The organism is Leifsonia shinshuensis, assembly GCF_014217625.1.
In the GTDB taxonomy this organism is placed as follows: Bacteria; Actinomycetota; Actinomycetes; order Actinomycetales; family Microbacteriaceae; genus Leifsonia; species Leifsonia shinshuensis_A.
Genome location: NZ_CP043641.1, coordinates 3,436,892 through 3,459,001, shown reverse-complemented (window position 1 = coordinate 3,459,001; position 22,110 = coordinate 3,436,892). Strand labels below are relative to the sequence as shown.

The window sequence follows — 22,110 nt, the reverse complement described above, 5'->3', positions numbered from 1 at the left end:
TCGCGACGGATCAGCGCCGGACGAGCCAGGGGTGCAGGAGGCGCGTGACGAACGGCAGTAGGAAATAGGTCATCGTCGGCGTCAGCAGCAGAGTCGTGATGAGCACGGTCGCGAGCGGCCAGAGCTGGTGCCAGCCGGGCACCAGATAGAAGGTGATGTACGTGAAGGCGAGCGACAGCGGGAAGAAGCCGAGCCAGATGGTGACCGCCTGCTTCCAGCGCGGCGGCGCGGCGGGGACGCCGGGCTGCGGCTCGTCGAACCAGCCCTCGATGCCGGTGCGGCGCTCCACGCGCGACACCTCGACCAGTTCGCGGCCCTCGTAGAGCCACTCGGCGCGCTCGTCGGAGGCCTCCCACGCCTCCAGCGACGCGGCGTCGGCGAAGCGGTACAGCATGTGCCACTCGTGCGAGTGGGCGTTCGCGCGAACCCAGCCCGAGCCGAGGAAGCCCTCGTACGTGTTGGCGAGGTTGACGCCCGCCTGGACCCAGTGCGTCACCTCGGGGAGGCGGCTGGGGTCGACGCGGCGGGTGATCGAGACGGTGACGGGGATGCGCGGGGGTGTGTCCGGGTTCTGCGCTTGTGGCGCGGAGACGTTCGGCTCTTGTGGAGTCATGCGTCCATTGTCGCCGCCGCGGGTTTCGGGCGCGTTTCGCGGGATGCGCTCAGCGGATGCCGATCAGCGCGCGCCGATCAGGCTGCCGCCCTCCCGGACCACGAGCTGCGGCGTCACCAGCCGGTGCCGCGGGTCGTCCACCGCCGACCGCACGCGGCCGCCGTGCGCGCCGGTCAGTAGTTCGAGCACGCCTGCGGCGACCTCGTCCAGCGGCTGGCGCACGCTCGAGAACCCGAGCGACGCCGAGACCGGGGTGTCGTCGTAGCCGATCACCGGGATGCGGCCTCCCGTCGCCGTCAGCGCGCCCAGAGCGAGCGAGTCGGAGGCGCAGACCACGGCCTCCAGCTCGACGCGGGCCGCCAGCCGCCGCATGCCCTCGGCGCCGTACGTCACGCCGTCCTCCGCCGCCTCTTCCAGGGTCGCGAGGGTGGCTTCGTCGACGGCGTGCGCCTCCCGCATCGCCTCGAGCCAGCCCGCCCGGCGGTCGTCGCCGGTGCCGGAGCCGGCCGGCCAGCCCAGGTAGCCGATCCGGCGGAGGCCCTGCGCGAGGAAGTGGTCGGTCGCCTCGCGCAGCCCCGAGCGCCCGTCCACGTCGACCCACAGGTGCAGCGGGTCGGTCATGTCGTCGATGCCCCACGGCCGGCCGAACGTGACGAAGGACTGGCCGTGCTCGATCAGCCACTCCGTGCGGGGGTCGCCGTGGAAGGTGGAGGTCAGCACGAACGCGTCCACGTCCGCACCATCGGACAGCCGGCGGAACTGCTCGATCTCGTCCTCCGGACCGTCCGCCGTGAACAGCAGGACGCGCAGGCCCTTGCGGTCGGCCTGCTCGGTGAGCGCGTGCAGGAAGCGGTCGAGCACGCTGCCGGAGATGCCGTCGCGCGTCATCGGGTCGAGGCGGATGCCGATCGTGGAGCTCTTCTGCGTGCGGAGGCGGCGCGCGGAGGCATGCGGCCGGTAGCCGAGCGAGCGGATGGCCTCCTCGACGCGCTCGCGGGTCTCCGGACGGACGATCGCCGGGGTGTTCAGCACGTTGGAGACAGTCTGCCGCGAGACGCCGGCGGCGTCGGCGACGTCGCTGACCGTCGGCTGTGCGCCCATGCTGTTCCTTCCCCGACGCGCTCCGGGCGGGCCGGAGACGCTGTCTCAGACCTTACCGCTGCGCGTTCGCGCTGGCCCGCTGCCCCGCTTGACACGTCCAGAAGGCCGTGAGTATGGTGACAGCGTCCCCGTTTGATCGTTCAAAATGCACTGTAGCATCACCGAATTTGATCGATCAAAGGGACGTCTTACCGGAAACGAGACCACAGGAGGTCGGATGCGCGCAGAGCAGCGGGCCATCCCCGGCGCGTTCGCCGCGATGTCCTCCACAGGTCCGCGTCCACCGCGAACGATCCACGACTTCCGCACCCCCACCGCGTGAGCCCGTCCGTTCGGGCACACTCACACCAAGGAGAGAAACACATGCGCAGAATCACATCCCGCTGGCTCGCGGGCGGCGCCGTCGCCGCCGCGGCCGCACTGGCCCTCACCGCCTGCGGCTCAGGCTTCGGCGGCAGCGGCAGCAGCGACACCGGCAAGCTGACCTCGTCCAGCAAGGCGCTGACGGTCATGATCGGCTCGTCCGGCGACGCCGAGACCGCCGCGGTCAAGTCCGCCGTGTCCGACTGGAGCAAGAGCTCGGGCACCAAGGCCAGCGTCGTCGCCGCCAGCGACCTCAACCAGCAGCTCTCGCAGGGCTTCGCGGCGAAGAAGCCGGCGGATGTGTTCTACCTCTCGACCGACGCGCTCGCCGGCTACGCCTCCAATGGCTCGCTTCTCGCGTACGGCGACCAGCTCTCCAACAAGAGCGACTTCTACCCGAGCCTGGTCAAGTCCTTCACCTACAACGGCAAGTTCTACTGCGCGCCGAAGGACTTCTCGACCCTCCAGCTCGTCATCAACAAGGACATGTGGAGCGCCGCCGGCCTCACCGCCAGCGACATCCCCAAGACCTGGGACCAGCTGCAGGCGGTCTCGAAGAAGCTCACCGGCGGCGGCCACGTCGGCCTCGGCATCTCCGGTGAGTACGCTCGCATCGGCTCCTTCATGGTCCAGGCGGGCGGCAACCTGATGAACGACGACAGCACCAAGGCGACCGCGAACAGCGACGCCAACGTCAAGGCGCTCGACTTCGTCAAGCAGATGCTGAACGCGGGCGATCTCAAGTACGCCAAGGACCTCGGCGCGGGCTGGGGCGGCGAGGCCTTCGGCAAGGGCCTGGCCGCGATGACCATCGAGGGCAACTGGATCACCGGCGCCATGAAGTCCGACTACCCGAACATCAAGTACCAGGTCGCCGAGCTCCCGGCCGGCCCCGCCGGTCAGGGCACCCTCCAGTTCACCAACTGCTGGGGCATCGCCGCCGACAGCCCCAACCAGGCCGCCGCGCTCAAGCTCGTCGAGAAGCTGACCAGCAAGGGCGACCAGCTCGCCTTCTCGCAGGCCTTCGGTCCGATGCCGTCGATCAAGTCCGCCGCGAGCGAGTGGAAGTCGGCCAACCCCGACCTGGTCCCGTTCCTCAACGCCGCCGACTACGCCAAGGGCGTGCCGACCGCCAAGGGCGCGGCCGATGTCGTGACCGACCTCAACAGCAAGCTGGAGACGCTGGCCACGAGCGACCCGAAGACGATCCTCGACGCCACGCAGAAGAACCTCGAAGCGCTGAAGTAAGGATCGTATCCACCATGTCGCAAGCCACGAGTCGGTCTCGCCGTTCCGGAATCCGGCGCGGCGAGGCCGCCTCGGGGTGGTTGTTCACCGCCCCGGTCATCCTGCTGCTCGGCGTGTTCCTCGTCATCCCGGTGCTCATGGCGCTGTGGGTCAGCTTCTCCGACTGGGGAGGGCGCGGCAGCCCCTTCGCGTCCGACGTGAACTTCGTCGGGCTCAAGAACTACTCGACGCTCCTGGCCGGAGGCGGGCTCGCCGAGCAGGACTTCGGCATGGCGCTGAAGAACAACGCCTGGTACGTCGTGCTGGTCGTCCCCATCCAGACGGCGGTCGCGCTCTTCCTCGCGGTGCTCGTCAACCGGGCCGTCCTCCGCGGGCGAGGCTTCTTCCGCACCGCCTTCTACTTCCCGTCGGTGACCAGCTCGGTCGCCATCACCGTGCTGTGGCTCTTCCTGTTCAGCACCTCCGGCGCCGTCAACAAGGTGCTCTCCTGGTTCGGCGTGAACGGACCGAACTGGTTCAACGACCCGAGCGGGATCATCCACAACCTCCTCGGCCTGTTCGGCGTCAGCACCGGCCCCGCCGCCCTCACTCAGAACACCCTGCTCGGCGTCTCCTGGTGGGACTGGCTGGGCGGGCCGTCCGTGGCCATGACGGCCTACATCATCATGGCCGTGTTCACCACGAGCGGCACCTTCATGCTGCTCTTCATCGCGGCCCTGCAGAACCTGGGCGGCGACATCACCGAGGCCGCCATGATGGACGGCGCGAACGGCTGGCAGCGGTTCTGGCGGATCACGCTCCCGCAGCTGCGGCCGACGCTCTTCACCGTGCTGACCCTCGGCCTGATCGGCTGCTGGCAGGTCTTCGACCAGATCTACACCGGCACCAGGGGCGCGCCGGGAAAGACGACGCTGACTCCGGCCTATCTGTCGTACCAGACCTCGTTCAACAACCAGGAGTGGGGCCAGGGCGCCGCGATCGCGTTCATCCTGTTCATCATCATCGTGCTGTTCACGATCTTCCAGCGCTGGGTGCTGCGCGAGCGCACGGTGTCCAAGCGGCGCATGCGGCCCTACGACGCTCTGCTGATCGCGTCCACCGCGCCGAGCAATTCGTCCGGCTCCGCCACGAAGGGAGGCCTGGGATGACCGCCACCTCCACCGCTGCACCCTCCGCCGCGACCTCACCGGGCAGCGTCGCCCCGCGTCCCGCCCGGCCTCGCCGCCGCAGCACCGGGAGCGTCGCCGCCACGTCCGTCAGCTACGCGATCCTCGTCGTGCTCGCGGTCGTGTACATCATGCCGTTCCTCATCCAGCTCGCGACCTCGTTCAAGACCGACGCGGACGCGACGGCCAATCCGGTGTCGCTCATCCCCCAGGTGTGGACGACGGCGGCGTACACGAAGCTGTTCCTCAACTCGGACTTCCCGATCTGGTTCATGAACTCGGCCATCGTCACCGTGTTCGTGACCATCGGCCGGGTGTTCTTCGACTCGCTCGCCGGCTACGCCCTCGCCCGGCTGCACTTCCGCGGCCGCGGGTTCGTGTTCGCCGCGCTCGTGGCGGTCATGTCCGTGCCGATGGTCGTGCTGCTGATCCCGAAGTTCCTCGTCATCAACCAACTCGGCATGTACGACTCGTACACCGGCATGATCCTGCCGCTGTTGACCGACGCGGCGGGCGTCTTCATCATGAAGGGCTTCTTCGAGTCCATCCCGGCCAGCGTCGAGGAGCAGGCGCGCATCGACGGCGCCGGCACTTTCCGGGTGTTCTGGTCGATCGTGCTGCCCATGGCGCGGCCGGCGCTCATCACGATCATCATCCTGTCGTTCCAGGGCTCGTGGAACGAGCTCGCTCACTTCATCATCTCGACGCAGGACCCGGCGCTCACCACGCTGACGAAGGGCGTCGCGGGGCTCGCCAGCGGGCAGCTCAGCCAGGGCAGCCAGTACCCGATCAAGCTCGCCGCCGCGGCCATCATGACCATCCCGGTCGCCGTACTGTTCTTCATTTTCCAGCGCCGCATCATGAACTCCAGCGACGGGGCGGTGAAGGAGTGACGGCCATCGCACCGACCATCCTGGCCACCTGCGGCGGCCTGGTCGCCGGAGAGTGGACGGACTCCCTCTACGGTCCGCTCCTCCACCATGCGATCGAGCTCGCCCGGGTCACCGGCCGCGCGCCGCGCGTGACGCACATCAACACGGCGGGCGGCGACCAGCGGCACGTCGAAGGCGGCGAGCTGGAGGCTGCACGTGCGGCCGGGGTCGACGCGTCGCACGTGCGCTTCTTCCCGCACCCGAACATCCCCGACCTCCGCGAGCACATCCTCGCCCAGGACGTGGTGTGGGTCAGTGGCGGGAGCCTGCTCAATCTCCTCGCCGTCTGGCGCGCGCACGGGCTGGACGAGATCCTGCGGGAGGCGTGGCAGCGCGGCGTCGTCCTCGCAGGCGGGTCGGCCGGCGGCCTGTGCTGGCACGAAGGCGGCACGACCGCCTCGCGCGGGCCGGACATCTCCGCACTCCCCGACGGTCTCGGGCTGGTACCGGGATCGCTCGCGGTCCACTACGACTCGGACCCGCGACGCCGGCCTGCGCATCAGGCGGCGGTCGCGTCGGGTGAGCTGCCCGAGGGGTATGCGCTCGAGGAAGGCACCGGGCTGGTCTACCGAGGCACGACGCTGGTGGAGATCGTCTCGGAGCGGGAGGACGCGGCCGTGTGGCGCATCCTGCGCACCGAGGTCGATGGACGGGCGGTGATCAGCGAGACGCGCATCGAGCCGCGGGTGCTGCCGTCCCCCCGCCACCTCCTCCATCCCATCCCCCATCACGACCCCATCCCCCACTACGACCCCGTCCCCCACAACCACCCCGACCCCCACCCCATCCACGATCGAGGAGGCGCGAACGCCACGATGACCCAGCCGCTCCAACCCCTGCTGCACGACAGCGTCGTGGTGCTCACCGCGCCCAGCCAAGCCTGGTCCGCCGCGGACGGCGCCGTCGACGGCGGCGGGATCCACGGGTTCTACCACTCGGACCTCCGGGTGCTCGACCGCATCCTCCTGACCGTCGGCGGCGACGTGCCCGAGCACATCGCCACGGCCGGCCCCGACGCGGCGAGCGCCGTCTTCACCGCGCTCGCCCGGCGGATCGACGATGCCACGGCCGACCCCCGCGTCCGGCTGGACCGCACGCGCACGGTCGTGGCGGGGAGCCTGCGGGAGCGGATCGTCGTGCGCAACGCCCTCCGCACCCCGATCACGACGACGGTCGAGGTCGCGGTGCGCGCCGACTTCACGCCGATGCAGACGATCAAGGCGGGACTGACGGGCGCCGAACATCCGGTGTCGAGCGAGTCGGCCAATGGCCGCATCGTCTTCCGCTCCGGACCTGTGACCGCGACTCTGGCCGCCCCCGACGCGCGCGTCTCGGTCGACGGCCAGGACGCCGCCCTCCGCTGGGAGATCGACGTGCCCGCCCACGGCCACGTCACCCTCGACTGGGCCATCGACGTCGACGACCCCACCGCGGTCGTCGCGGGCGCCGCCCCGTCGGCCGAGTGGGCCGCGTTCCGCGCGTCCACCGGCGACTCCCGGCTGGCCTCCTGGCTCGACCGCGCGCTCGCCGACCTCCAGTCGCTGCGCATGTCGACCACCGCGCGGCCGGACGACACCTTCCTCGCCGCCGGAGCCCCGTGGTTCTTCACGCTGTTCGGCCGCGACTCGCTCTGGGCCGCGCGCCTGCTGCTTCCGCTCGGCACCGACATCGCCGCCTCGACCCTCCGCGTGCTGGCGCACTTCCAGGGCACGGAGACCGTCTCCGAGACGGCCGAGCAGCCCGGCAAGATCATGCACGAGCTGCGTCCGGCAGCCCTCACCATCCCGGGCGAGGGCGTCGTCCTGCCGCCGCTCTACTACGGCACCGTCGACGCGACCGCGCTCTGGATCGGGCTCCTGCACGATGCGTGGAAGTGGGGCATGGCCGACGACGAGGTGCGCGAGCTGCTCCCCGCCATGCAGGCGGCGCTCGCCTGGATGCGGGATCACGGCGACAGCGACGGCGACGGCTTCCTGGAGTACGTCGACACCACCGGCCACGGCCTCGCGAACCAGGGCTGGAAGGACTCGGGAGACTCCATCCAGTGGAAGGACGGCACGCTCGCGGACGGCCCGATCGCGCTCTGCGAGGTCCAGGGCTACGCCTACGAGGCGGCGGTCGGCGGCGCCGAGCTGCTCGACGCGTTCGGTCTGGAGGGCGGCGACGAGTGGCGCGACTGGGCCGCGGAGCTCAAGACCCGCTTCGACGCCGCGTTCTGGATCGACGACCCGGCGGGCGCCTACCCCGCCGTCGCGCTCGACGCCGCCAAGCGCAAGGTCGACACCGTCACCAGCAACATCGGCCACCTGCTCGGCACCGGCATCCTCACACCCGAGCAGTCGGCGCTGATCGCGCGCCGCCTGGCGTCGCCCGAGCTGTCCTCCGGCTACGGCCTCCGCACCATGTCGACCGACTCCGGAGGCTACTGGCCGCTCAGCTACCACGGCGGCTCGGTCTGGGCGCACGACACCGCGATCGCGATCATGGGGCTGTCGCGCGACGGCCACACCGCGGAGGCCGACCTCCTCGCCGACGGCCTGCTCGCCGCCGCGGACGGCTTCAGCTACCGGATGCCCGAGCTGCACTCCGGCGACTCGGCAGAGCAGACCAGCGCGCCGATCCCCTACCCGGCCGCTTGCCGCCCGCAGGCGTGGTCGGCGGCCGCCGCGGTCGCCGTCCTCTCGGCCCGCCTCGGCCTCCGCGCCGACGCCCAGGCCGGCTCACTCGACGTGCGCCCCACCCCCGGCGCCGGCAGCATCCGCGTGAGCGGCCTCCGCTTCGCGGGCGCACCCCGCGACCTGGAGGTCTGACCCGCGCCGTTCGTGCCGAATGCCGACCCCGCACCCCCGCGCGTGGACGTCGACATTCGGCACGAATCGCGGCTACCGAACGCGCAAAGCGGACATTCGGCACGAATGCCCGCCGTCGCACTCCACGAACGCACGCACATTCAGCACGAATCGCGGCTCCCGCACGCGCAAAGCGGACATTCGGCACGAATGCCCGCCGTCGCACTCCACGAACGCACGCACATTCGGCACGAATCGCGCCTCTCCGCCGCGCAGAGTCGACATTCGGCACGAATGCCCGCCGTCGCACTCCACGAACGCACGCACATTCGGCATGAATCGCGCCTCTCCGCCGCGCAGAGTCGACATTCGGCACGAATGTCGGCGCCCCCCCGCACGCCCGAACGGACCCCACATTCGGTACGAATCGCGGCTACCGAACGCGCAAAGCCGACATTCGGCACGAATGTCGGCGGCGTGGCACGCCTAGATCTGCGCCATGATCTGCCGCGCGATCACGCGCCCGGCCCGGTTCGCGCCGATCGTGCTCGCCTGCGGTCCGTATCCCGCGAGGAAGATCCGGGAGTCCTGCCACGACGCGCCGGAGGCCACCGTGAGCCCGCCCGCCTTCTCGCGCAGCTTCAACGGCGCCAGGTGGCGCAGCTCCGGGCGGAAGCCGGTCGCCCAGATGATCGCGTCCGCGTTCGTCTTCGTGCCGTCCGACCAGACCACACCATCGGGCTCGATCCGGGAGAACATCTCGCGCTCCACCAGCAGCCCGCGGTCGATCCCGGCCGCGACGCGGCGCGTGCGGGGCACGCCCGTCCCGCTCACGATGCTCGGGAGGGCCTGCCCCGCGCGAGCCGCCGCGTCCTGGGCGGAGACCGCGGCCACGCCGCCCTCGATCGTCAGCTCGGACTCGTTGCGGAAGTCCACGGGGCGACGCGTCGCCCAGGTCAGGCTCGCGGCCACGCCCTCCAGCTCCAGCAGGAAGCCGATCGCGCTCGTGCCGCCGCCGACCACCACGACCGACTTGCCCGCCAGCTCCTCCGCCGACACGTACGACGACGTGTGCACGTGGCGCCCTGCGAAGTCGTTCATCCCCGGGTACCACGGGATGAACGGCGCGCCCCAGGTGCCCGACGCGTTCACGACGACCCGGGCGCGGGTCTCGCCGCGGTCATGCGCGACGACCAGGTCCGCCCCGCGGTCGAACACCCGCGAGACCGTCACAGGACGCTGCACCTCGAGGCCGTAGTGCTCCTCGTAGCGGCGGTAGTAGCCGGCGACGATGTCCTTGGCCGGGAGGGCGCGGTCGGCGGTCTCGAAGCTGAGACCCAGCTCCGCCATTCCCGGGAGGTCGTTCACGTGGTGGGCGCTGCCGAGACGCAGGGCGTCCCACCGGTGCTGCCAGGCGCCGCCGGTGCTCGGGCCGCGGTCCAGGATCACGAAATCCTGTCCGGGGACCAGTTCGAACCGGCGCAGGTAGTAGGCGACCGCCAGCCCGGCCTGCCCGGCGCCGACGATCACCACCTGGGTGTCGGTCATGCCACTGATCACGCGCTCATTCCATCATTCGACGCTGTACGGGAACTCGGGGTCCATGGGGGTCACCATGCTAAACTCGATGCTAGTTTTCACTGTTTCTGTTGGATCCCCGGGTGCCATTCCCCGGGCATGACCAAAAGGGGGTCACGCATGGGGCGCGGCCGTCAAAAGGCAAAGCACACCAAGATCGCTCGTCAGTTGAAGTCGTTCAGTCCGAACGTCAACTACGACGCGCTCGAGCGTGAGCTCACCGGACATTCCCACCACGACGACGAGCACCAGTACGACGCGTGGGCCGACTACGACCCGGATGGCGACGACGACACCCAAGGGTACGACGACGCCGACGAGGACGAGTACGAGGACAGCGAGTCCGAGACGCCGAAGCGCGCCTGAGCGACGCCCGCGTCATCTCCGCGATCACCCGAGCGGGCTGCGTTAACCCACGCTGACGATTCCGGCGACGTCCGCGCGCGCCGGTCTTTCCTGTTGCCTGAGGGCGTGCGACGCGTCGATTCCGTGCGGCCGACGGCCAGTAGCCTGGGCACGTGACTGCCGTGGAGCTTCTGAGCGGGCTGATGTCCGCGATCGACGACCATCGCTGGAGCGACCTGGCCGGATTCCTCCACGAGGACTTCTCCTGCCGATACGTCCACACCGGGGAGACCTTCGACCGCGCGTCCTGGATCCGGCTGAACGCGGAGTACCCGGGATTCGACCACCTTCGCGTCGAGGAGATCGTCGGCGACGCGGATCACGCCGCCTGCCGCTCCCATGTGACGGGGCGAGGGAACGACGGCCTGGACCACTTCGAGTGCGCGACATTCATCCGCGTGCGGGACGGGCTGATCGGACGGATGACCGAGGTCTGGACCGACGTCGCACAGACGGCGCCCGCCGGAACCCGCCCAGGCCTCTAGGCGAGGGCGCCTACAACCACCCCTGCCGCGTCGCGATCGCGACCGCCTCGGAGCGGTTCCGCGCGCCCGTCTTGCCGATCGCGCTGGACAGGTGGTTGCGCACCGTCCCGTCGCTGAGGTGGAGGCGGCGCGCGATGTCGGTGATCGTCCCGCCCTGGCCCGCGACGGCCAGCACCTCGGCCTCCCGGACGGTCAGCGGTGACGCACCCGACGCGAGCGACTCGGCGGCGAGCGCGGGGTCGACCACGCGCAGCCCGGAGGCGACGCGGCGGACGGCGTCGGCGAGCTGGCCGGAGGGCGTGTCCTTCACGATGAAGCCGGCCGCGCCGGCCTCCATCGCCCGGCGCAGGTAGCCGGGACGTCCGAACGTCGTCACGATCAGCGACCGGCACGACGGGAGCTCCCGCGCGAGCTCCGCGGCGACCTGGATGCCGTCCAGCCCGGGCATCTCCACGTCGAGCAGCGCGACATCGGCGGAGGTCGCGCGCGCCGCGTCGAGGACTTCGTCGCCCCGGCCGACCTGGGCGACGACCTCCAGGTCGGACTCGAGGTCGAGCAGGGCGGCGAGCGCGCCGCGGACGAGGGCCTGGTCGTCGGCGAGGAGCAGGCGGATGGTCATGCGGCCACCTTCCCGGCGGTGGCGACCGGACGGCGCATCATGCGGCCACCCGCTTCACCGTCAGCAGCGTCCCCCCGCGCGGGCCGGCCTCCACCGTCACCGCCGCCCCGAACTCCCGCGCCCGGTCGGTCAGCCCGGCGATCCCCGAGCCGCGCACGAGCTCGCGCCGCTCGGCCGCGAACGGCGCAGGCCCGCGGCCGTCGTCCTCGATCCGCAGAGCGTCCGGCTCCACCGTCACCCAGCAGTTGCGGGAGCCGGAGTGCCGGATCACGTTGGTCACGCCCTCCCGCAGCACCCAGCCGAACAGCTCGCGCAGCTCGGGGGCGACGTCCTCGCCGTTGCGCGGGAGGTGGGCCTGGATGTCGGCGGCCGCGAGTCCCGCCTGGGCGGCGGCGAGCTCGGTGGACAGGCTCATCTCCCGGTAGCCGGCGACGGCGGCACGGAGGTCGGCGAGCGCCGAGCGGGTGAGGCGCTCGATGTCGGCCAGCTCCTCCTCCGCCCGCCGCGGGTCGACCGGGATGAGGCGGCGCGCCAGCTCCGACTTCACGGTGACCACGGTCAGCGAGTGGCCGAGGACGTCGTGCATGTCGCGCGAGAACCGGGCCCGCTCGTCCACCACGGCCAGGCGCGCGATCTCGCCCTGCGCGTTCCGCAACCGGCGGAGAGTGTCGATCTGGCGGGCGAACGCGCTCATCATGATGCCGATGGAGACCGTGATCAGGGCGATGAACCACGCGTCCGCGAACGTGTCCGTGAGGAGGAACACGACGATCTGCACCGCCCCGAGCGAGCCGATGATCGTGTTCGACACCCAGGTGCGCGCGATCGACATCCCGGCCACGCACGCGACGTAGACCCATGTCCAGAGGGTGTCGATGCCGATGAACGGGATGAGCGTCAGCGTCAGCGCGAAGTACGCGAGGACGCCGATCAGCCGCGTACGCTCGCCCTCCCACCACAGGATGGGCGGGAGGGCGAGGAAGCCCGCGTAGACGAGCGTCAGCAGCGCGGTCGAGACGATCTTCGTGGTCAGCAGGCCGGGGGAGGTCCACAGGCCGACGAGCACGGAGATCTGGTACAGCAGGCCGATCGCCGCGCCGGGGTACCAGCGGAAGGCGGAGCGGTGCGTCAGCCGTGCCCACACTCCCGTGGGCCGGTACTCCTCGACGTCGCTGCTGAACACGTCCCTACCCTAGCCAGCCGTGGCCCGCCGCCCGCGGCTCAGCCGCGCGCCGCGTCGCGCCGGTAGCGCCACACGATCAGGGCGCCGAGCGCGAGCGTCCAGGCGGTCAGCACGAGCGCGGGCGTCAGGGCGTCGCCGCTCTGCAGCGCGCCGAGCTGCCCGACCCGGTTGAGCCAGTACGACGGGACGGCCTGTGCGACGTTCGCGACCCAGGCGGGGAAGATCTGCAGCGGGATCCACAGCCCGCCCAGCACCGCCATCCCCATGAACACGGCCATGAACAGCGGCTGCGCGAACTCCGGCTTGGCGAACTGCCCGATCAGGATGCCGAGGAGGGCGAACGGAACGACGCCGGCCCAGATCGCCAGGCAGGCGAGCATCCAGCTCATCGCGGGGAGGTCGGGGTGGTACAGCACGATCGACACCGTGACGATGACGACGATGCTGAGCAGGGCGAGCGCCAGGGCCGCGACGAGCTTGGACACCAGGTAGCCGGTGCCGGTGAGCGGCGTGACCCGGAGCTGGCGGTTCCAGCCGAGCGAGCGCTCCGTCACGATGTTGAACGCCTGCGACAGCGCGGCCATCATGCCGCCGTACGCGGACACCTGGATGGTCGTGACGACGATCCACGGCAGGTGCGTGACGGCGTCGACCTGGCCGCGGCCTCCGAACGTGCCGCCGAAGGCCAGCAGCATGACGAGCGGGACGGCGAGCGTGAAGATCATGGCGCGCATGTTCTTGAGCTGGCGGAGGGACTCGCGCCCCAGGTAGGCGATGCTCATCGGAGGGCTCCTTCGGGGTCGGAGTGGTGCTGGGGCTGTGCCGTGGCTTCGTCGCGCGACGCGTCCCGCGACTCGGTCAGGGCGAGGAACGCGTCGTCCATCGTGTGCGCGGTGACCTCGATGTCGTGGAGGTCGTCGTGCGCCGCGAGGAGGGCGCGGAGGGTGGCGTCGGAGTCGTCGCTGACGATCGACAGCCGGCCGTTGCGCTGGTCGACGCTGCGGACGCCCGGGAGGCCGGCGAGCTCGGCGGCGACGGCCGCCGTCCACGCGAAGCCGGCGGTGGCGGCGATCCGGCGTCCCGACACCACGGCCTTCACCTCGGCGGGGGTGCCGTCGGCGACGACGCGGCCGCGGGCGAGCATGACGATCCGGTCGGCGTAGGCGTCGGCCTCGTCGAGGTAGTGCGTGGCGAAGACGACGGTGCGGCCCTGGTCGGTGAACTCCCGCATGGAGAGCCAGAAGGTGCGCCGGGCCTCCACATCCATGGCGGCGGTCGGCTCGTCCAGGAACAGCAGGTCGGGGTTCGACACGACGGCGACGGCGAACCGCGCGCGCTGCATCTGGCCGCCGGACAGCTTGGACACGCGCTGCTTGGCGATCTCGGTGCAGCGGGCCCGCTCCAGGGCCTCCGCGACGCTGAGGGGATGCTTGTGCGCGGACGCGACGAGCGCGACGGACTCGGCGACGGTCAGGGTGGGCAGCAGCGCGCCGCCCTGCAGCATCGCGCCGACCCTCCCCTCCCGGATCGCGCGCCGCGGGTCCTCGCCGAACAGCTCGGCGGTGCCGGCGGTCGGGCGCGCGAGCCCGAGCGCGAGGTCGATGGTGGTGGACTTGCCTGCGCCGTTGGGGCCGAGGAGGGCGATGACCTCCCCGGCGTTCACGGTCAGGTCGACGCCGTCGACGGCGGTGAGCGACCCGAATGTCTTGCGGAGGCCGCTGAGGCGGATGGCTGGTGAGGTGTTCACCGTCTCAGAGTGCCGGGTGCGGGGCGGCACCGCGCAGGGGAGGCGTCAGGGATTCGGGGTGACGTTTGTCATGGGCCGATCGCCCGTCATCCTGGCGTCGCCCACGCCCGATCAGAACAGCGCGTCGCGGGTGCGCACCGACCGGAACAGCCCGATCACACCCGCGATGCCCCCGACCGTGATCAGGGCGGCGCCCAGGAGGAGAAGGAGGTCCTGGCCGGCGGGGGCGCCGGCGACCGGCGTGTGCGCGGTCGGGTCGCCCTGCGGGAGCGCGGAGGCCGCGCCCGCCGCGCCTCCTCCGCCGGTGGTCCCCGCCGCGACCGACGCCGGGGTCGCGGCCGGGACTGCGGGCAACGACACCATCGCGACCGCGCCGCCGACCTCCGCCGTCGCGTGCTTCAGGACTACGAAGAACACGGAGGCCGGCGAGCCGGGGGCGCGGGCGGGCAGGCTCACCGTCGTGGTCGCGGTCGCCTGGCCGTCGGCGAGCGCGAGGGTTCCGGAGGCCGCGGCGTAGTCGGTTCCGGCATGCGCCGTTCCGTCGACGGTCGCGAAGTCCGCGGTGACCCGGCCGGCGGCGGCCGAGCGCGTGACGGTGACCGTGACGGAGGTGCTGCCGGAGACGACGCTGTCCGCCACGACGGCGAGCGGACCGGACGCCGCGGCGACCGTCAGCGGCGCGGTTGCCGTGGCGGCCCGGAGGGTGGAGCCGGCGGCGGGAGCGAAGGTCGCGGTGACGGTGTGGGCGCCCGCGGCCGGGGCGGCCAGGTCGGCTCGGGCGACGCCGCCCGCGGCGACGGCGACCGTCGTTGCTGACGCGCCGTCGATGGCGAACGCGACCGTGCCGGCGTCCGGCGCCCCGAGCAGGAACCGGCTGACGGTCGCGGACACGGCGATCGTGCCCGTGGAGGTCGCGGTCGCCGGCGCACTGAGGGCGACCGCGGTGGCGTCGGTGCAGGCGGGGGCGGACGCGTCGACCGTGGCCGATCGGCCGCCCAGCGTCCAGGTCAGCGACGGCTCGGCAGCGGCATCCACCGTCAGCAGCCACGCGCCGTGGTGCTCGCCCGGGAGGAAGGCCGACGGCTGCCCGCGGTCGGCGGCGCCCGGCGACAGGTCGTCGCTGCCCGAACCGGGAGTCAGGGACACCGGCGCGGAGGCCGTCGAGCGGTAGCCGAGAACCACGGTGCGCGAGGTCACGGCGCCGAGCGGGGCGTCCTGGACGCAGTCGACGAACGGGGTGAGGTCGTCCGGGCCGGCCGTGGCCGTCGGACTCGGGGTCGGCGTCGGGCTCGGTGTCGCCGCCGCGAACGCGGGCGCCCCCGCGAGCGCCACCGCGACGAGCGCCGCCCCCAGCGCGCACGCCAAGCGGAGGCTGGCGTTGGGGGTCACATTGGCCACCCTAGCGGGAGCCCGCGCTGCTCCGCGCCTCCACGAAGGGGGCACGTCGGGCGGGGTCGCCAACGGAGGAGATCGCGTGCCCGACAACGCCGAATCGCAGTCAGCGGAGGAGATCGGCCCGCCGGGGGCGCGGAAGTCCTCCGATGGCGAAGCGCGGCGGGCGCCCGTCAGCTCGCGTACGCCCCCACGAGCCGCACCGCGCCGCCGTCGACGCCCTTGGCGCCCTGCTCGAACCCGCCCAGATCGCGCCCCGCCGTCGACACCACACCGGCCCGCCAGGCCGGAATGCCGTCCGCCGTGATCGCCGCAGCGATCGCGTCCGCGGCTTCCGGCGCGACGACGGCGAACATCCCGATGCCGAGGTTCCAGGTGCCCTCCGACGACTCCAGGCTGCTGCCGGCCAGGTCGCTCAGCACGCGGAACACCGGGCTCGGCGACCAGGTCGAGCGGTCGACCTCCACCCACGATCCGACCGGGAGGACCCGCGCCAGGTTCGCGGCGATTCCGCCGCCGGTCACGTGGCTGAGCGAGTGCACAGCGCCCGCGAACGACGGGTTCTCGAGCACCCGCAGCAGCGGCGACGTGTAGAGCCGGGTCGGCTCCAGCAGCGCCTCGCCGACCGTGCCGCCGAACTCGTCCAGCCGGTCGGTGAAGGCGATGCCGCGCTGCGCGAGGATGTGCCGCACCAGCGAGAAGCCGTTCGAGTGGATGCCGGACGACGCCAGCGCGAGCACCACGTCGCCGTCGCGGACGCGCTCGGCGCCCAGCAGTTCGTCGGCCTCCACCGCGCCGACCGCCGCGCCGGCGACGTCGTAGTCGTCCGGGCCGAGGAGGCCGGGGTGTTCGGCGGTCTCGCCGCCGACCAGCGCCGTGCCGGTCTCCTCGCAGGCGCGGGCGATCCCGGCGACGATCGCCGCGATCCGCTCGGGGACGACCTTGCCGCACGCGATGTAGTCGGTCATGAACAGCGGGCGCGCTCCCACCACGACGATGTCGTCGACGACCATCCCGACCAGGTCCTGGCCGATGGTGTCGTGCTTGTCGAGCGCCTGCGCGATCGCGACCTTGGTGCCGACGCCGTCGGTCGAGGTCGCGAGCAGTGGCCGCCGGAACACCTTCAGCGCGGACACGTCGAACATGCCCGCGAACCCGCCGACCCCGCCCAGTACCTGCGGGCCCTGCGTGCGCGCCACAGCGGCCTTCATCAGCTCGACGGCGCGGTCGCCGGCGGCGGTGTCGACGCCTGCGGCGGCATAGGAGGAGGACGAGGATGCGGTGGGCTCGGTCACTGCTCCATGGTATCCGGGCGCCCTACTCGCCGCCGACCGCGCTCGGCAGCCCCTACTCCTGCCGCCCCGGGTCCCCGAACGACAGCAGCCGCTCGTACTCCGAGTCCGGCCCCGGCTCGCAGCCGTCGCTCGACGCGTCCGCGCCGGTGTCGGTCGCCTCGACCGTCGCCGCACGCTCCGCAGCGTCGTCGCCCGGGCGCTCCAGGAGGTTCTTGCCGAGGTGGTGGGCGTCGGGCAGCTCGATCGGGTAGACGCCGGTGAAGCACGCGGTGCACAGGCGCTCGCGCGGCTGGTCGGTCGCGGCGATCATGCCGTCCTCCGACAGGTAGCCGAGGGAGTCGGCGCCGATCGACTGGCGGACCTCGTCCACGCCCAGGCCGGTCGCGATCAGCTCCGCGCGGGAGGCGAAGTCGATCCCGTAGAAGCACGGCCAGGTGATGGGCGGGCTGGAGATTCGGACGTGCACCTCGGCCGCTCCGGCCTCCCGCAGCATCGAGACGAGCGCGCGCTGCGTGTTGCCGCGCACGATCGAGTCGTCGACCACCACGAGGCGCTTGCCCTTGATGACCTCCTTGAGCGGGTTCAGCTTGAGCTTGATGCCGCGCTGGCGGATGGTCTGCGACGGCTGGATGAAGGTGCGGCCGACGTAGGAGTTCTTGACCAGGCCCTGCCCGAACGGGATGCCGGACGCCTGCGCGTAGCCGATCGCCGCCGGGGTGCCGGACTCGGGCGTCGGGATGACCAGGTCGGCCTCCACCTCGTGCTCGCGGGCGAGCTGGCGGCCCATCTCGACGCGGGCCTCGTAGACGCCGCGGCCGGCGATCGTGGTGTCCGGCCGGGCGAGGTAGACGTACTCGAAGACGCAGCCCGCGCGCTTCTCGGTGGCGAAGCGCTGGGTGCGGAGGCCGTTCTCGTCGATCGCGATCAGCTCGCCGGGCTCCACCTCGCGCACGAAGCTCGCGCCGACGATGTCGAGTGCGGCGGTCTCGGACGCGACGACCCAGCCGCGCTCCAGGCGGCCGAGCACCAGCGGGCGCACGCCCTGCGGGTCGCGCGCCGCGTAGAGGGTGTGCTCGTCCATGAAGACCAGGCAGAAGGCGCCGCGCAGCTTAGGCAGCACCTCCAGCGCCGTGGCCTCCAGCGTGTGGTCGAGGTCGCCGGTGAGCAGCGCGGTGACGACGGCGGTGTCGGTCGTGTTGCCGCGGGACAGCTCGCCGTCGAGCTGCGGGTAGCGCTCGTGGACGAGCTGCATCAGCTCGGCGGTGTTGGTCAGGTTGCCGTTGTGGCCCAGCGCGACGGTTCCGCTGGAGGTGCGGCCGAGCGTCGGCTGCGCGTTCTGCCAGCTGGAGGCGCCGGTGGTGGAGTAGCGCGTGTGGCCGACGGCGATGTGGCCGGGCAGCGAGTTCAGCGCGTTCTCGTTGAAGACCTGGGAGACGAGCCCCATGTCCTTGTAGATGAGGATCTTGTCGCCGTCGCTCGTCGCGATTCCCGCGGACTCCTGCCCGCGGTGCTGCAGGGCGTAGAGGCCGAAGTAGCTGAGCTTGGCGACCTCCTCGCCGGGCGCCCACACTCCGAAGACGCCGCAGGCGTCCTGCGGCCCCTTCTCACCGGGCAGAAGATCATGACTCAGACGACCGTCGCCTCCGGCCACAGCGGGCCCCTTTCTCGAGGAATTCCGGGATGTTCAGCTGTCGACGGACGGGCGGGAGCCGTTGCCCCGCGCGTCCGAATCGGGACCCGGCTCCGCACCGCGCTCGGTGTCGAGCTCGGCGGCAGGGTCGGGAAGGCGCACGTCGATTCTATCCGCCTGCACGGTGCGGGCCCGGCGGGTGACCGCGCGGTCGATCAGGAGGGCGACCAGCGCGCCGACGGCGACGCCGATGGTCGCGCAGATCGCCAGCAGGAAGCCGAAGACCTGGCCGCGGTCGTAGGTCGGGTTCGCCGGGAAGGCGTAGGTGAGGATGAGGGCGATGACGCCGAAGACGACGGCTCCGGTGAGCATGAAGCGGAAGTACCGCGGCGAGCGGTGGACGCGCACCTCGGCCTCGGTGACGGTGGCGTCGACCTCGGGGTCGGGCTGCGGGGCCGCCTCGGCGTCCGGCTGCCCGGGTTCGGCGGTGTCGGCGGCGTGCGCCTCTTCGGGCACGGCGGACTCCTCCGGGTTCAGGCTCATGCCTCCATTCTCCCTCACCGCACCTGAGCGGATGCCCACGGCGGGCGCCGTCAGAACCGGAGCGGGAGGAGGCCGTCCAGGGTCGCGCGCTGGCCGGAGGCGTGCACGGAGCCGGAGGCGATCCCGGCATCCCAGGAGAGGGTCCCGGAGGCCAGCGCCAGCCAGGTCGCGGCGTCCGTTTCGATCACATTCGGCGGCGTCCCGCGCGTGTGCCGCGGGCCCGGGATGCACTGCACAGCACCGAACGGGGGCACCCGCACCTCCACGGTGTTGCCGGGCGCGCGCTCGGCCAGGCGCTGGAGGAGGTAACGCACGGCGGTGGCCGTCGTGTTGCGGTCGGCACCCTCCGCCAGCGCGCCGCGGACGGCCGCGCCGCCGACGTCGTCGGTGATCTTCGCTCTGGCCATGCCCCCATCCTCGCACCCGGGTCGGACGGCCGCGCCCGCGCCCTCTAGCATGGGTCGCGTGAAGATTCTGGTCCTCGGTTCCGGTGCCCGCGAGCACGCCATCATCACCGCGCTCCTGGCCGAGGAGGCCGGGCACGCGATCGTCGCGGCCCCGGGCAACGCCGGGATCGCGGCCGACGTCCCCGTCGAGACCGGCCTCGACCCCCTGGACGGCGCCGCCGTCGCCGAGTACGCGATCGAGAACGGCGTCGAGCTCGTCGTGATCGGTCCGGAGGCTCCCCTGGTCGCCGGCGTCGCGGACCCGCTGCGCACCCGCGGCATCCCGGTGTTCGGCCCGGGCCGCGCCGCCGCCCAGCTGGAGGGGTCCAAGACGTTCGCGAAGCGGATCATGGAGGAGGCCGGCGTCCCGACCGGCCGCGCCGCCCGCGCGAGCACCCTCGCGGAGGCCGAGCGCGCGCTGGACGAGTTCGGCGCCCCGTACGTCGTGAAGGCCGACGGCCTCGCGGCGGGCAAGGGCGTCATCGTGACCTCCGACCGCGCCGCGGCCGTCGAGCACGCCCGCCACTACCTCGCGCAGGGCGGCGTCCTGATCGAGGAGTTCCTGGACGGCGAGGAGGTCTCACTGTTCCTGGTCAGCGACGGCCACACCGTCCTCCCGCTCAGCCCGGCGCAGGACTACAAGCGCCTCCTCGACGGCGACGCCGGCCCGAACACCGGCGGGATGGGCGCCTACTCGCCGCTCCCCTGGCTTCCGGAGAACTTCGTGGACGAGGTCATCGACACCATCGCCCTGCCGACCGTGCGGCAGCTGGCCTCCGAGCAGACGCCGTTCATCGGCCTCCTGTACTGCGGCCTGATCGTGACGTCGAAGGGCATCCGCGTGATCGAGTTCAACGCGCGCTTCGGCGACCCCGAGACGCAGGTCGTGCTGCCGCGGCTGCTCACCCCGCTGTCGACGCTGCTCTACGGCGCAGCCACGGGCGAGCTGTCCGGGATGCCGCGCCCCGAGTTCGCGTTCGACACCGCCGTGACCGTGGTGCTCGCGAGCGAGGGCTACCCGGAGGCGCCGCAGACCGGCCGGCCGATCACCGGGCTGGACGAGGCGGCGCAGGTCCCGGAGGTCACGATCGCGCACGCCGCGACCGCACGGGACGCCGACACCGGCGCGCTGCTGGCGACCGGCGGCCGCGTCCTCTCGGTCGTCGCGCGCGGGACGACCTTCGACGAGGCGCGCGAGCGGGCGTACGACGCCGTCGCGCGCATCGAGCTGGAGGGGGCGCAGTACCGGACGGACATCGCGGCGCGGGTGGCGCGCCGCTGACGCGCTACTTCAGCAAGCGGTCCAGGAACGGGTTGCGGAACCGTCCCTCCGGGTCGAGCGCCGACGCGAGCGCCCGGAACTCGTCCAGCTTCGGGTAGAGCGCAGGCACGACCCCGTCCGCGTCGACGTACAGCTTGCCCCAGTGCGGGCGCGCGCCGAGCGGCAGCAGCGCCGCCTCCAGCGCCGGGAGCACCGCCTCCACACCGGCCTGGTCGCGGAACCAAGTGAAGTGCAGGCCGACCACGTCCGTCCCGTACGCGCTCGAGAGCCACAGGTCGTCCGCGGCGACCGTACGGATCTCGCTGATCTGCAGCAGCGGCGCGATCACCGGGCCCAGTTCGCGCACCGCCTGAATGGCCTCCACCGCCCGCGCCCGGGGCACCAGGTACTCGGACTGGATCTCCTCACCGTTGGACGGCGTGAACTCGAACCGGAAGTGCGCGAGGCGCTCGCTCCACGGGCCCACCACGCCGAGCTGCTCGGTCGTGTTGCGGACGTCCATCGCCGCGATCATGTGCCGCGCTTCGGTGAGCGCGGGAGCGCCGAAGAAGTCGTCGGAGATCGCCGTCGCAGCGCCGTCCAGCTCCTTCAGCCAGGCCAGCGAGACGGTGTCCTCGTCCCAGGTCGTGAAGAGGGAGACGCTGTACGCCGCGGACGTGACCTCGTTCAGGCGCCCGGTCACGGCCTCCCACGGGACGCCGCCGAACAGCCGCTGCCGCGCGTCGAACGTCGGCCGGATGTCGAGGACGACCTCCGTCACCACTCCCAGCGCGCCGAGCGAGACGGCCGCGCCCTCGAACCCGGCGTCGCCGCGCGCGAAGTCCACCAGCTCGCCCGACCCGGTGAGGATGCGCAGCGCGGCGACCGCGGTCGACAGGTTGCCGTTGCGGTCTCCCGAGCCGTGCGTCGCGGTCGCGATCGCTCCGGCGACCGAGATGTGCGGCAGCGACGCCAGGTTGTGCAGCGCCCAGCCCGCCGCCTGCAGCTCGCGGGCCAGGTCGCCGTAGCGGACGCCGCCGCCCACGGTCACCGTGCGGGCGTCCGGGTCGATGCGGATGTCCGCCGGGAGGCCGGCCGTGCTGACCAGCACGCCGTCGGTGTCCGCGAGGTCGTTGAACGAGTGCCTGCTGCCGAGGGCCCGCACCGAGGCGGCGCCCGTCACCACGTCGCGGAGCTCCTCCACGTTGGCCGGGCGGGCGATCCGCTGCGCCCGGTACTCATGGTTTCCTGCCCAGTTCTTCTCGCCCACCAGGGTCCTCTCCTCGCGCCGACGGCTGTGTCCGATGGGTTCCA

At 71.9% G+C, this 22,110-nt stretch carries 20 protein-coding genes; 7 read left to right on the top strand and 13 right to left on the bottom strand.

Annotated features, from left to right (window positions below):
- Positions 1 to 10 precede the first annotated feature (10 nt).
- Both F1C12_RS16840 and F1C12_RS16835 read right to left on the bottom strand, forming a co-directional pair.
- Positions 11 to 613, bottom strand: a complete 603-nt coding sequence (locus F1C12_RS16840; protein WP_185276036.1) for an antibiotic biosynthesis monooxygenase — start codon at positions 611 to 613, stop codon at positions 11 to 13.
- A 63-nt stretch (positions 614 to 676) separates the two neighbouring features.
- Entirely contained in the window at positions 677 to 1,714 is a 1,038-nt protein-coding gene (locus tag F1C12_RS16835) for a LacI family DNA-binding transcriptional regulator (RefSeq protein WP_185276035.1), read from the bottom strand.
- Positions 1,715 to 2,077: 363 nt separating this feature from the next.
- Here F1C12_RS16835 and F1C12_RS16830 point away from each other — a divergent pair, with 363 nt between their 5' ends.
- From F1C12_RS16830 to F1C12_RS16810, 4 genes are read left to right on the top strand one after another with little or no spacing between them, the layout of a single operon-like run.
- Entirely contained in the window at positions 2,078 to 3,325 is a 1,248-nt protein-coding gene (locus F1C12_RS16830; RefSeq protein WP_185276034.1) for a sugar ABC transporter substrate-binding protein, read from the top strand.
- Between the two features lie 14 nt (positions 3,326 to 3,339).
- Positions 3,340 to 4,473: a carbohydrate ABC transporter permease gene (locus tag F1C12_RS16825; protein WP_185276033.1), complete on the top strand. Its 1,134-nt coding sequence runs from the start codon at positions 3,340 to 3,342 to the stop codon at positions 4,471 to 4,473.
- Positions 4,470 to 5,384, top strand: a complete 915-nt coding sequence (locus F1C12_RS16820) for a carbohydrate ABC transporter permease (RefSeq protein ID WP_185276032.1) — start codon at positions 4,470 to 4,472, stop codon at positions 5,382 to 5,384. Before F1C12_RS16825 ends, F1C12_RS16820 begins: the two co-directional genes overlap by 4 nt.
- Positions 5,381 to 8,233 carry a glycogen debranching N-terminal domain-containing protein gene (locus F1C12_RS16810; protein WP_258045958.1) on the top strand — a complete coding sequence of 951 codons (2,853 nt, stop codon included), beginning with the start codon at positions 5,381 to 5,383 and terminating at the stop codon, positions 8,231 to 8,233. Before F1C12_RS16820 ends, F1C12_RS16810 begins: the two co-directional genes overlap by 4 nt.
- A gap of 465 nt (positions 8,234 to 8,698) precedes the next feature.
- Here F1C12_RS16810 and F1C12_RS16805 read toward each other — a convergent pair whose 3' ends face one another.
- Positions 8,699 to 9,760 (bottom strand): NAD(P)-binding domain-containing protein, encoded by a 1,062-nt coding sequence (locus F1C12_RS16805; RefSeq protein WP_185276031.1) that lies wholly within the window; start codon positions 9,758 to 9,760, stop codon positions 8,699 to 8,701.
- 198 nt (positions 9,761 to 9,958) lie between these two features.
- Between F1C12_RS16805 and F1C12_RS16800 the strand changes: the two genes are divergently transcribed.
- Together F1C12_RS16800 and F1C12_RS16795 are read left to right on the top strand one after the other, a co-directional pair.
- The gene (locus F1C12_RS16800; protein WP_374939535.1) at positions 9,959 to 10,156 is read left to right on the top strand and encodes a DUF3073 family protein; all 198 of its coding nucleotides are present in this window, start codon (positions 9,959 to 9,961) and stop codon (positions 10,154 to 10,156) included.
- Between the two features lie 152 nt (positions 10,157 to 10,308).
- Positions 10,309 to 10,680, top strand: a complete 372-nt coding sequence (locus tag F1C12_RS16795; protein ID WP_185276029.1) for a nuclear transport factor 2 family protein — start codon at positions 10,309 to 10,311, stop codon at positions 10,678 to 10,680.
- Positions 10,681 to 10,690: 10 nt separating this feature from the next.
- Here the strand turns inward: F1C12_RS16795 and F1C12_RS16790 are convergent, their stop codons facing one another.
- From F1C12_RS16790 to F1C12_RS16750, 9 genes are all read right to left on the bottom strand, one after another.
- The gene (locus F1C12_RS16790; protein ID WP_185276028.1) at positions 10,691 to 11,299 is read right to left on the bottom strand and encodes a response regulator transcription factor; all 609 of its coding nucleotides are present in this window, start codon (positions 11,297 to 11,299) and stop codon (positions 10,691 to 10,693) included.
- A 37-nt stretch (positions 11,300 to 11,336) separates the two neighbouring features.
- Positions 11,337 to 12,482, bottom strand: a complete 1,146-nt coding sequence (locus tag F1C12_RS16785; protein WP_185276027.1) for a sensor histidine kinase — start codon at positions 12,480 to 12,482, stop codon at positions 11,337 to 11,339.
- 38 nt (positions 12,483 to 12,520) lie between these two features.
- A complete protein-coding gene (locus F1C12_RS16780) occupies positions 12,521 to 13,264 on the bottom strand; it encodes an ABC transporter permease (protein ID WP_185276026.1) in 744 nt (247 codons plus the stop codon).
- The gene (locus F1C12_RS16775) at positions 13,261 to 14,229 is read right to left on the bottom strand and encodes an ABC transporter ATP-binding protein (RefSeq protein ID WP_185276025.1); all 969 of its coding nucleotides are present in this window, start codon (positions 14,227 to 14,229) and stop codon (positions 13,261 to 13,263) included. Before F1C12_RS16775 ends, F1C12_RS16780 begins: the two co-directional genes overlap by 4 nt.
- Positions 14,230 to 14,340: 111 nt before the next feature.
- The gene (locus F1C12_RS16770; protein ID WP_185276024.1) at positions 14,341 to 15,618 is read right to left on the bottom strand and encodes a Calx-beta domain-containing protein; all 1,278 of its coding nucleotides are present in this window, start codon (positions 15,616 to 15,618) and stop codon (positions 14,341 to 14,343) included.
- 176 nt (positions 15,619 to 15,794) lie between these two features.
- Positions 15,795 to 16,916, bottom strand: coding sequence for a phosphoribosylformylglycinamidine cyclo-ligase (purM, locus tag F1C12_RS16765; RefSeq protein WP_185276023.1), 1,122 nt, complete (start codon positions 16,914 to 16,916; stop codon positions 15,795 to 15,797).
- Positions 16,917 to 16,968: 52 nt separating this feature from the next.
- Positions 16,969 to 18,567: an amidophosphoribosyltransferase gene (gene purF / locus F1C12_RS16760; protein ID WP_185276022.1), complete on the bottom strand. Its 1,599-nt coding sequence runs from the start codon at positions 18,565 to 18,567 to the stop codon at positions 16,969 to 16,971.
- A gap of 33 nt (positions 18,568 to 18,600) precedes the next feature.
- Positions 18,601 to 19,089: an MFS transporter gene (locus F1C12_RS16755; RefSeq protein ID WP_185276021.1), complete on the bottom strand. Its 489-nt coding sequence runs from the start codon at positions 19,087 to 19,089 to the stop codon at positions 18,601 to 18,603.
- A 50-nt stretch (positions 19,090 to 19,139) separates the two neighbouring features.
- The gene (locus F1C12_RS16750; RefSeq protein ID WP_185276020.1) at positions 19,140 to 19,496 is read right to left on the bottom strand and encodes a sterol carrier family protein; all 357 of its coding nucleotides are present in this window, start codon (positions 19,494 to 19,496) and stop codon (positions 19,140 to 19,142) included.
- Between the two features lie 58 nt (positions 19,497 to 19,554).
- Here F1C12_RS16750 and purD point away from each other — a divergent pair, with 58 nt between their 5' ends.
- Complete coding sequence (gene purD, locus F1C12_RS16745; protein WP_185276019.1) at positions 19,555 to 20,817, top strand: phosphoribosylamine--glycine ligase; 1,263 nt, start codon at positions 19,555 to 19,557, stop codon at positions 20,815 to 20,817.
- A 4-nt stretch (positions 20,818 to 20,821) separates the two neighbouring features.
- Here purD and F1C12_RS16740 read toward each other — a convergent pair whose 3' ends face one another.
- On the bottom strand, positions 20,822 to 22,066 hold the full coding sequence (locus tag F1C12_RS16740) for an FAD-binding protein (RefSeq protein WP_185276018.1): 1,245 nt from the start codon (positions 22,064 to 22,066) through the stop codon (positions 20,822 to 20,824).
- Positions 22,067 to 22,110: the final 44 nt, after the last annotated feature.

Bases quoted from the DNA above. Each gene is read 5' to 3' on its own strand.
- F1C12_RS16830 (WP_185276034.1), top strand. From the start codon at position 2,078: ATGCGCAGAATCACATCCCGCTGGCTCGCGGGCGGCGCCGTCGCCGCC.
- F1C12_RS16790 (WP_185276028.1), bottom strand. From the start codon at position 11,299: ATGACCATCCGCCTGCTCCTCGCCGACGACCAGGCCCTCGTCCGCGGC.
- F1C12_RS16835 (WP_185276035.1), bottom strand. From the start codon at position 1,714: ATGGGCGCACAGCCGACGGTCAGCGACGTCGCCGACGCCGCCGGCGTC.
- F1C12_RS16755 (WP_185276021.1), bottom strand. From the start codon at position 19,089: ATGAGCCTGAACCCGGAGGAGTCCGCCGTGCCCGAAGAGGCGCACGCC.
- F1C12_RS16820 (WP_185276032.1), top strand. From the start codon at position 4,470: ATGACCGCCACCTCCACCGCTGCACCCTCCGCCGCGACCTCACCGGGC.
- F1C12_RS16780 (WP_185276026.1), bottom strand. From the start codon at position 13,264: ATGAGCATCGCCTACCTGGGGCGCGAGTCCCTCCGCCAGCTCAAGAAC.
- F1C12_RS16805 (WP_185276031.1), bottom strand. From the start codon at position 9,760: ATGACCGACACCCAGGTGGTGATCGTCGGCGCCGGGCAGGCCGGGCTG.
- F1C12_RS16840 (WP_185276036.1), bottom strand. From the start codon at position 613: ATGACTCCACAAGAGCCGAACGTCTCCGCGCCACAAGCGCAGAACCCG.
- F1C12_RS16825 (WP_185276033.1), top strand. From the start codon at position 3,340: ATGTCGCAAGCCACGAGTCGGTCTCGCCGTTCCGGAATCCGGCGCGGC.
- F1C12_RS16750 (WP_185276020.1), bottom strand. From the start codon at position 19,496: ATGGCCAGAGCGAAGATCACCGACGACGTCGGCGGCGCGGCCGTCCGC.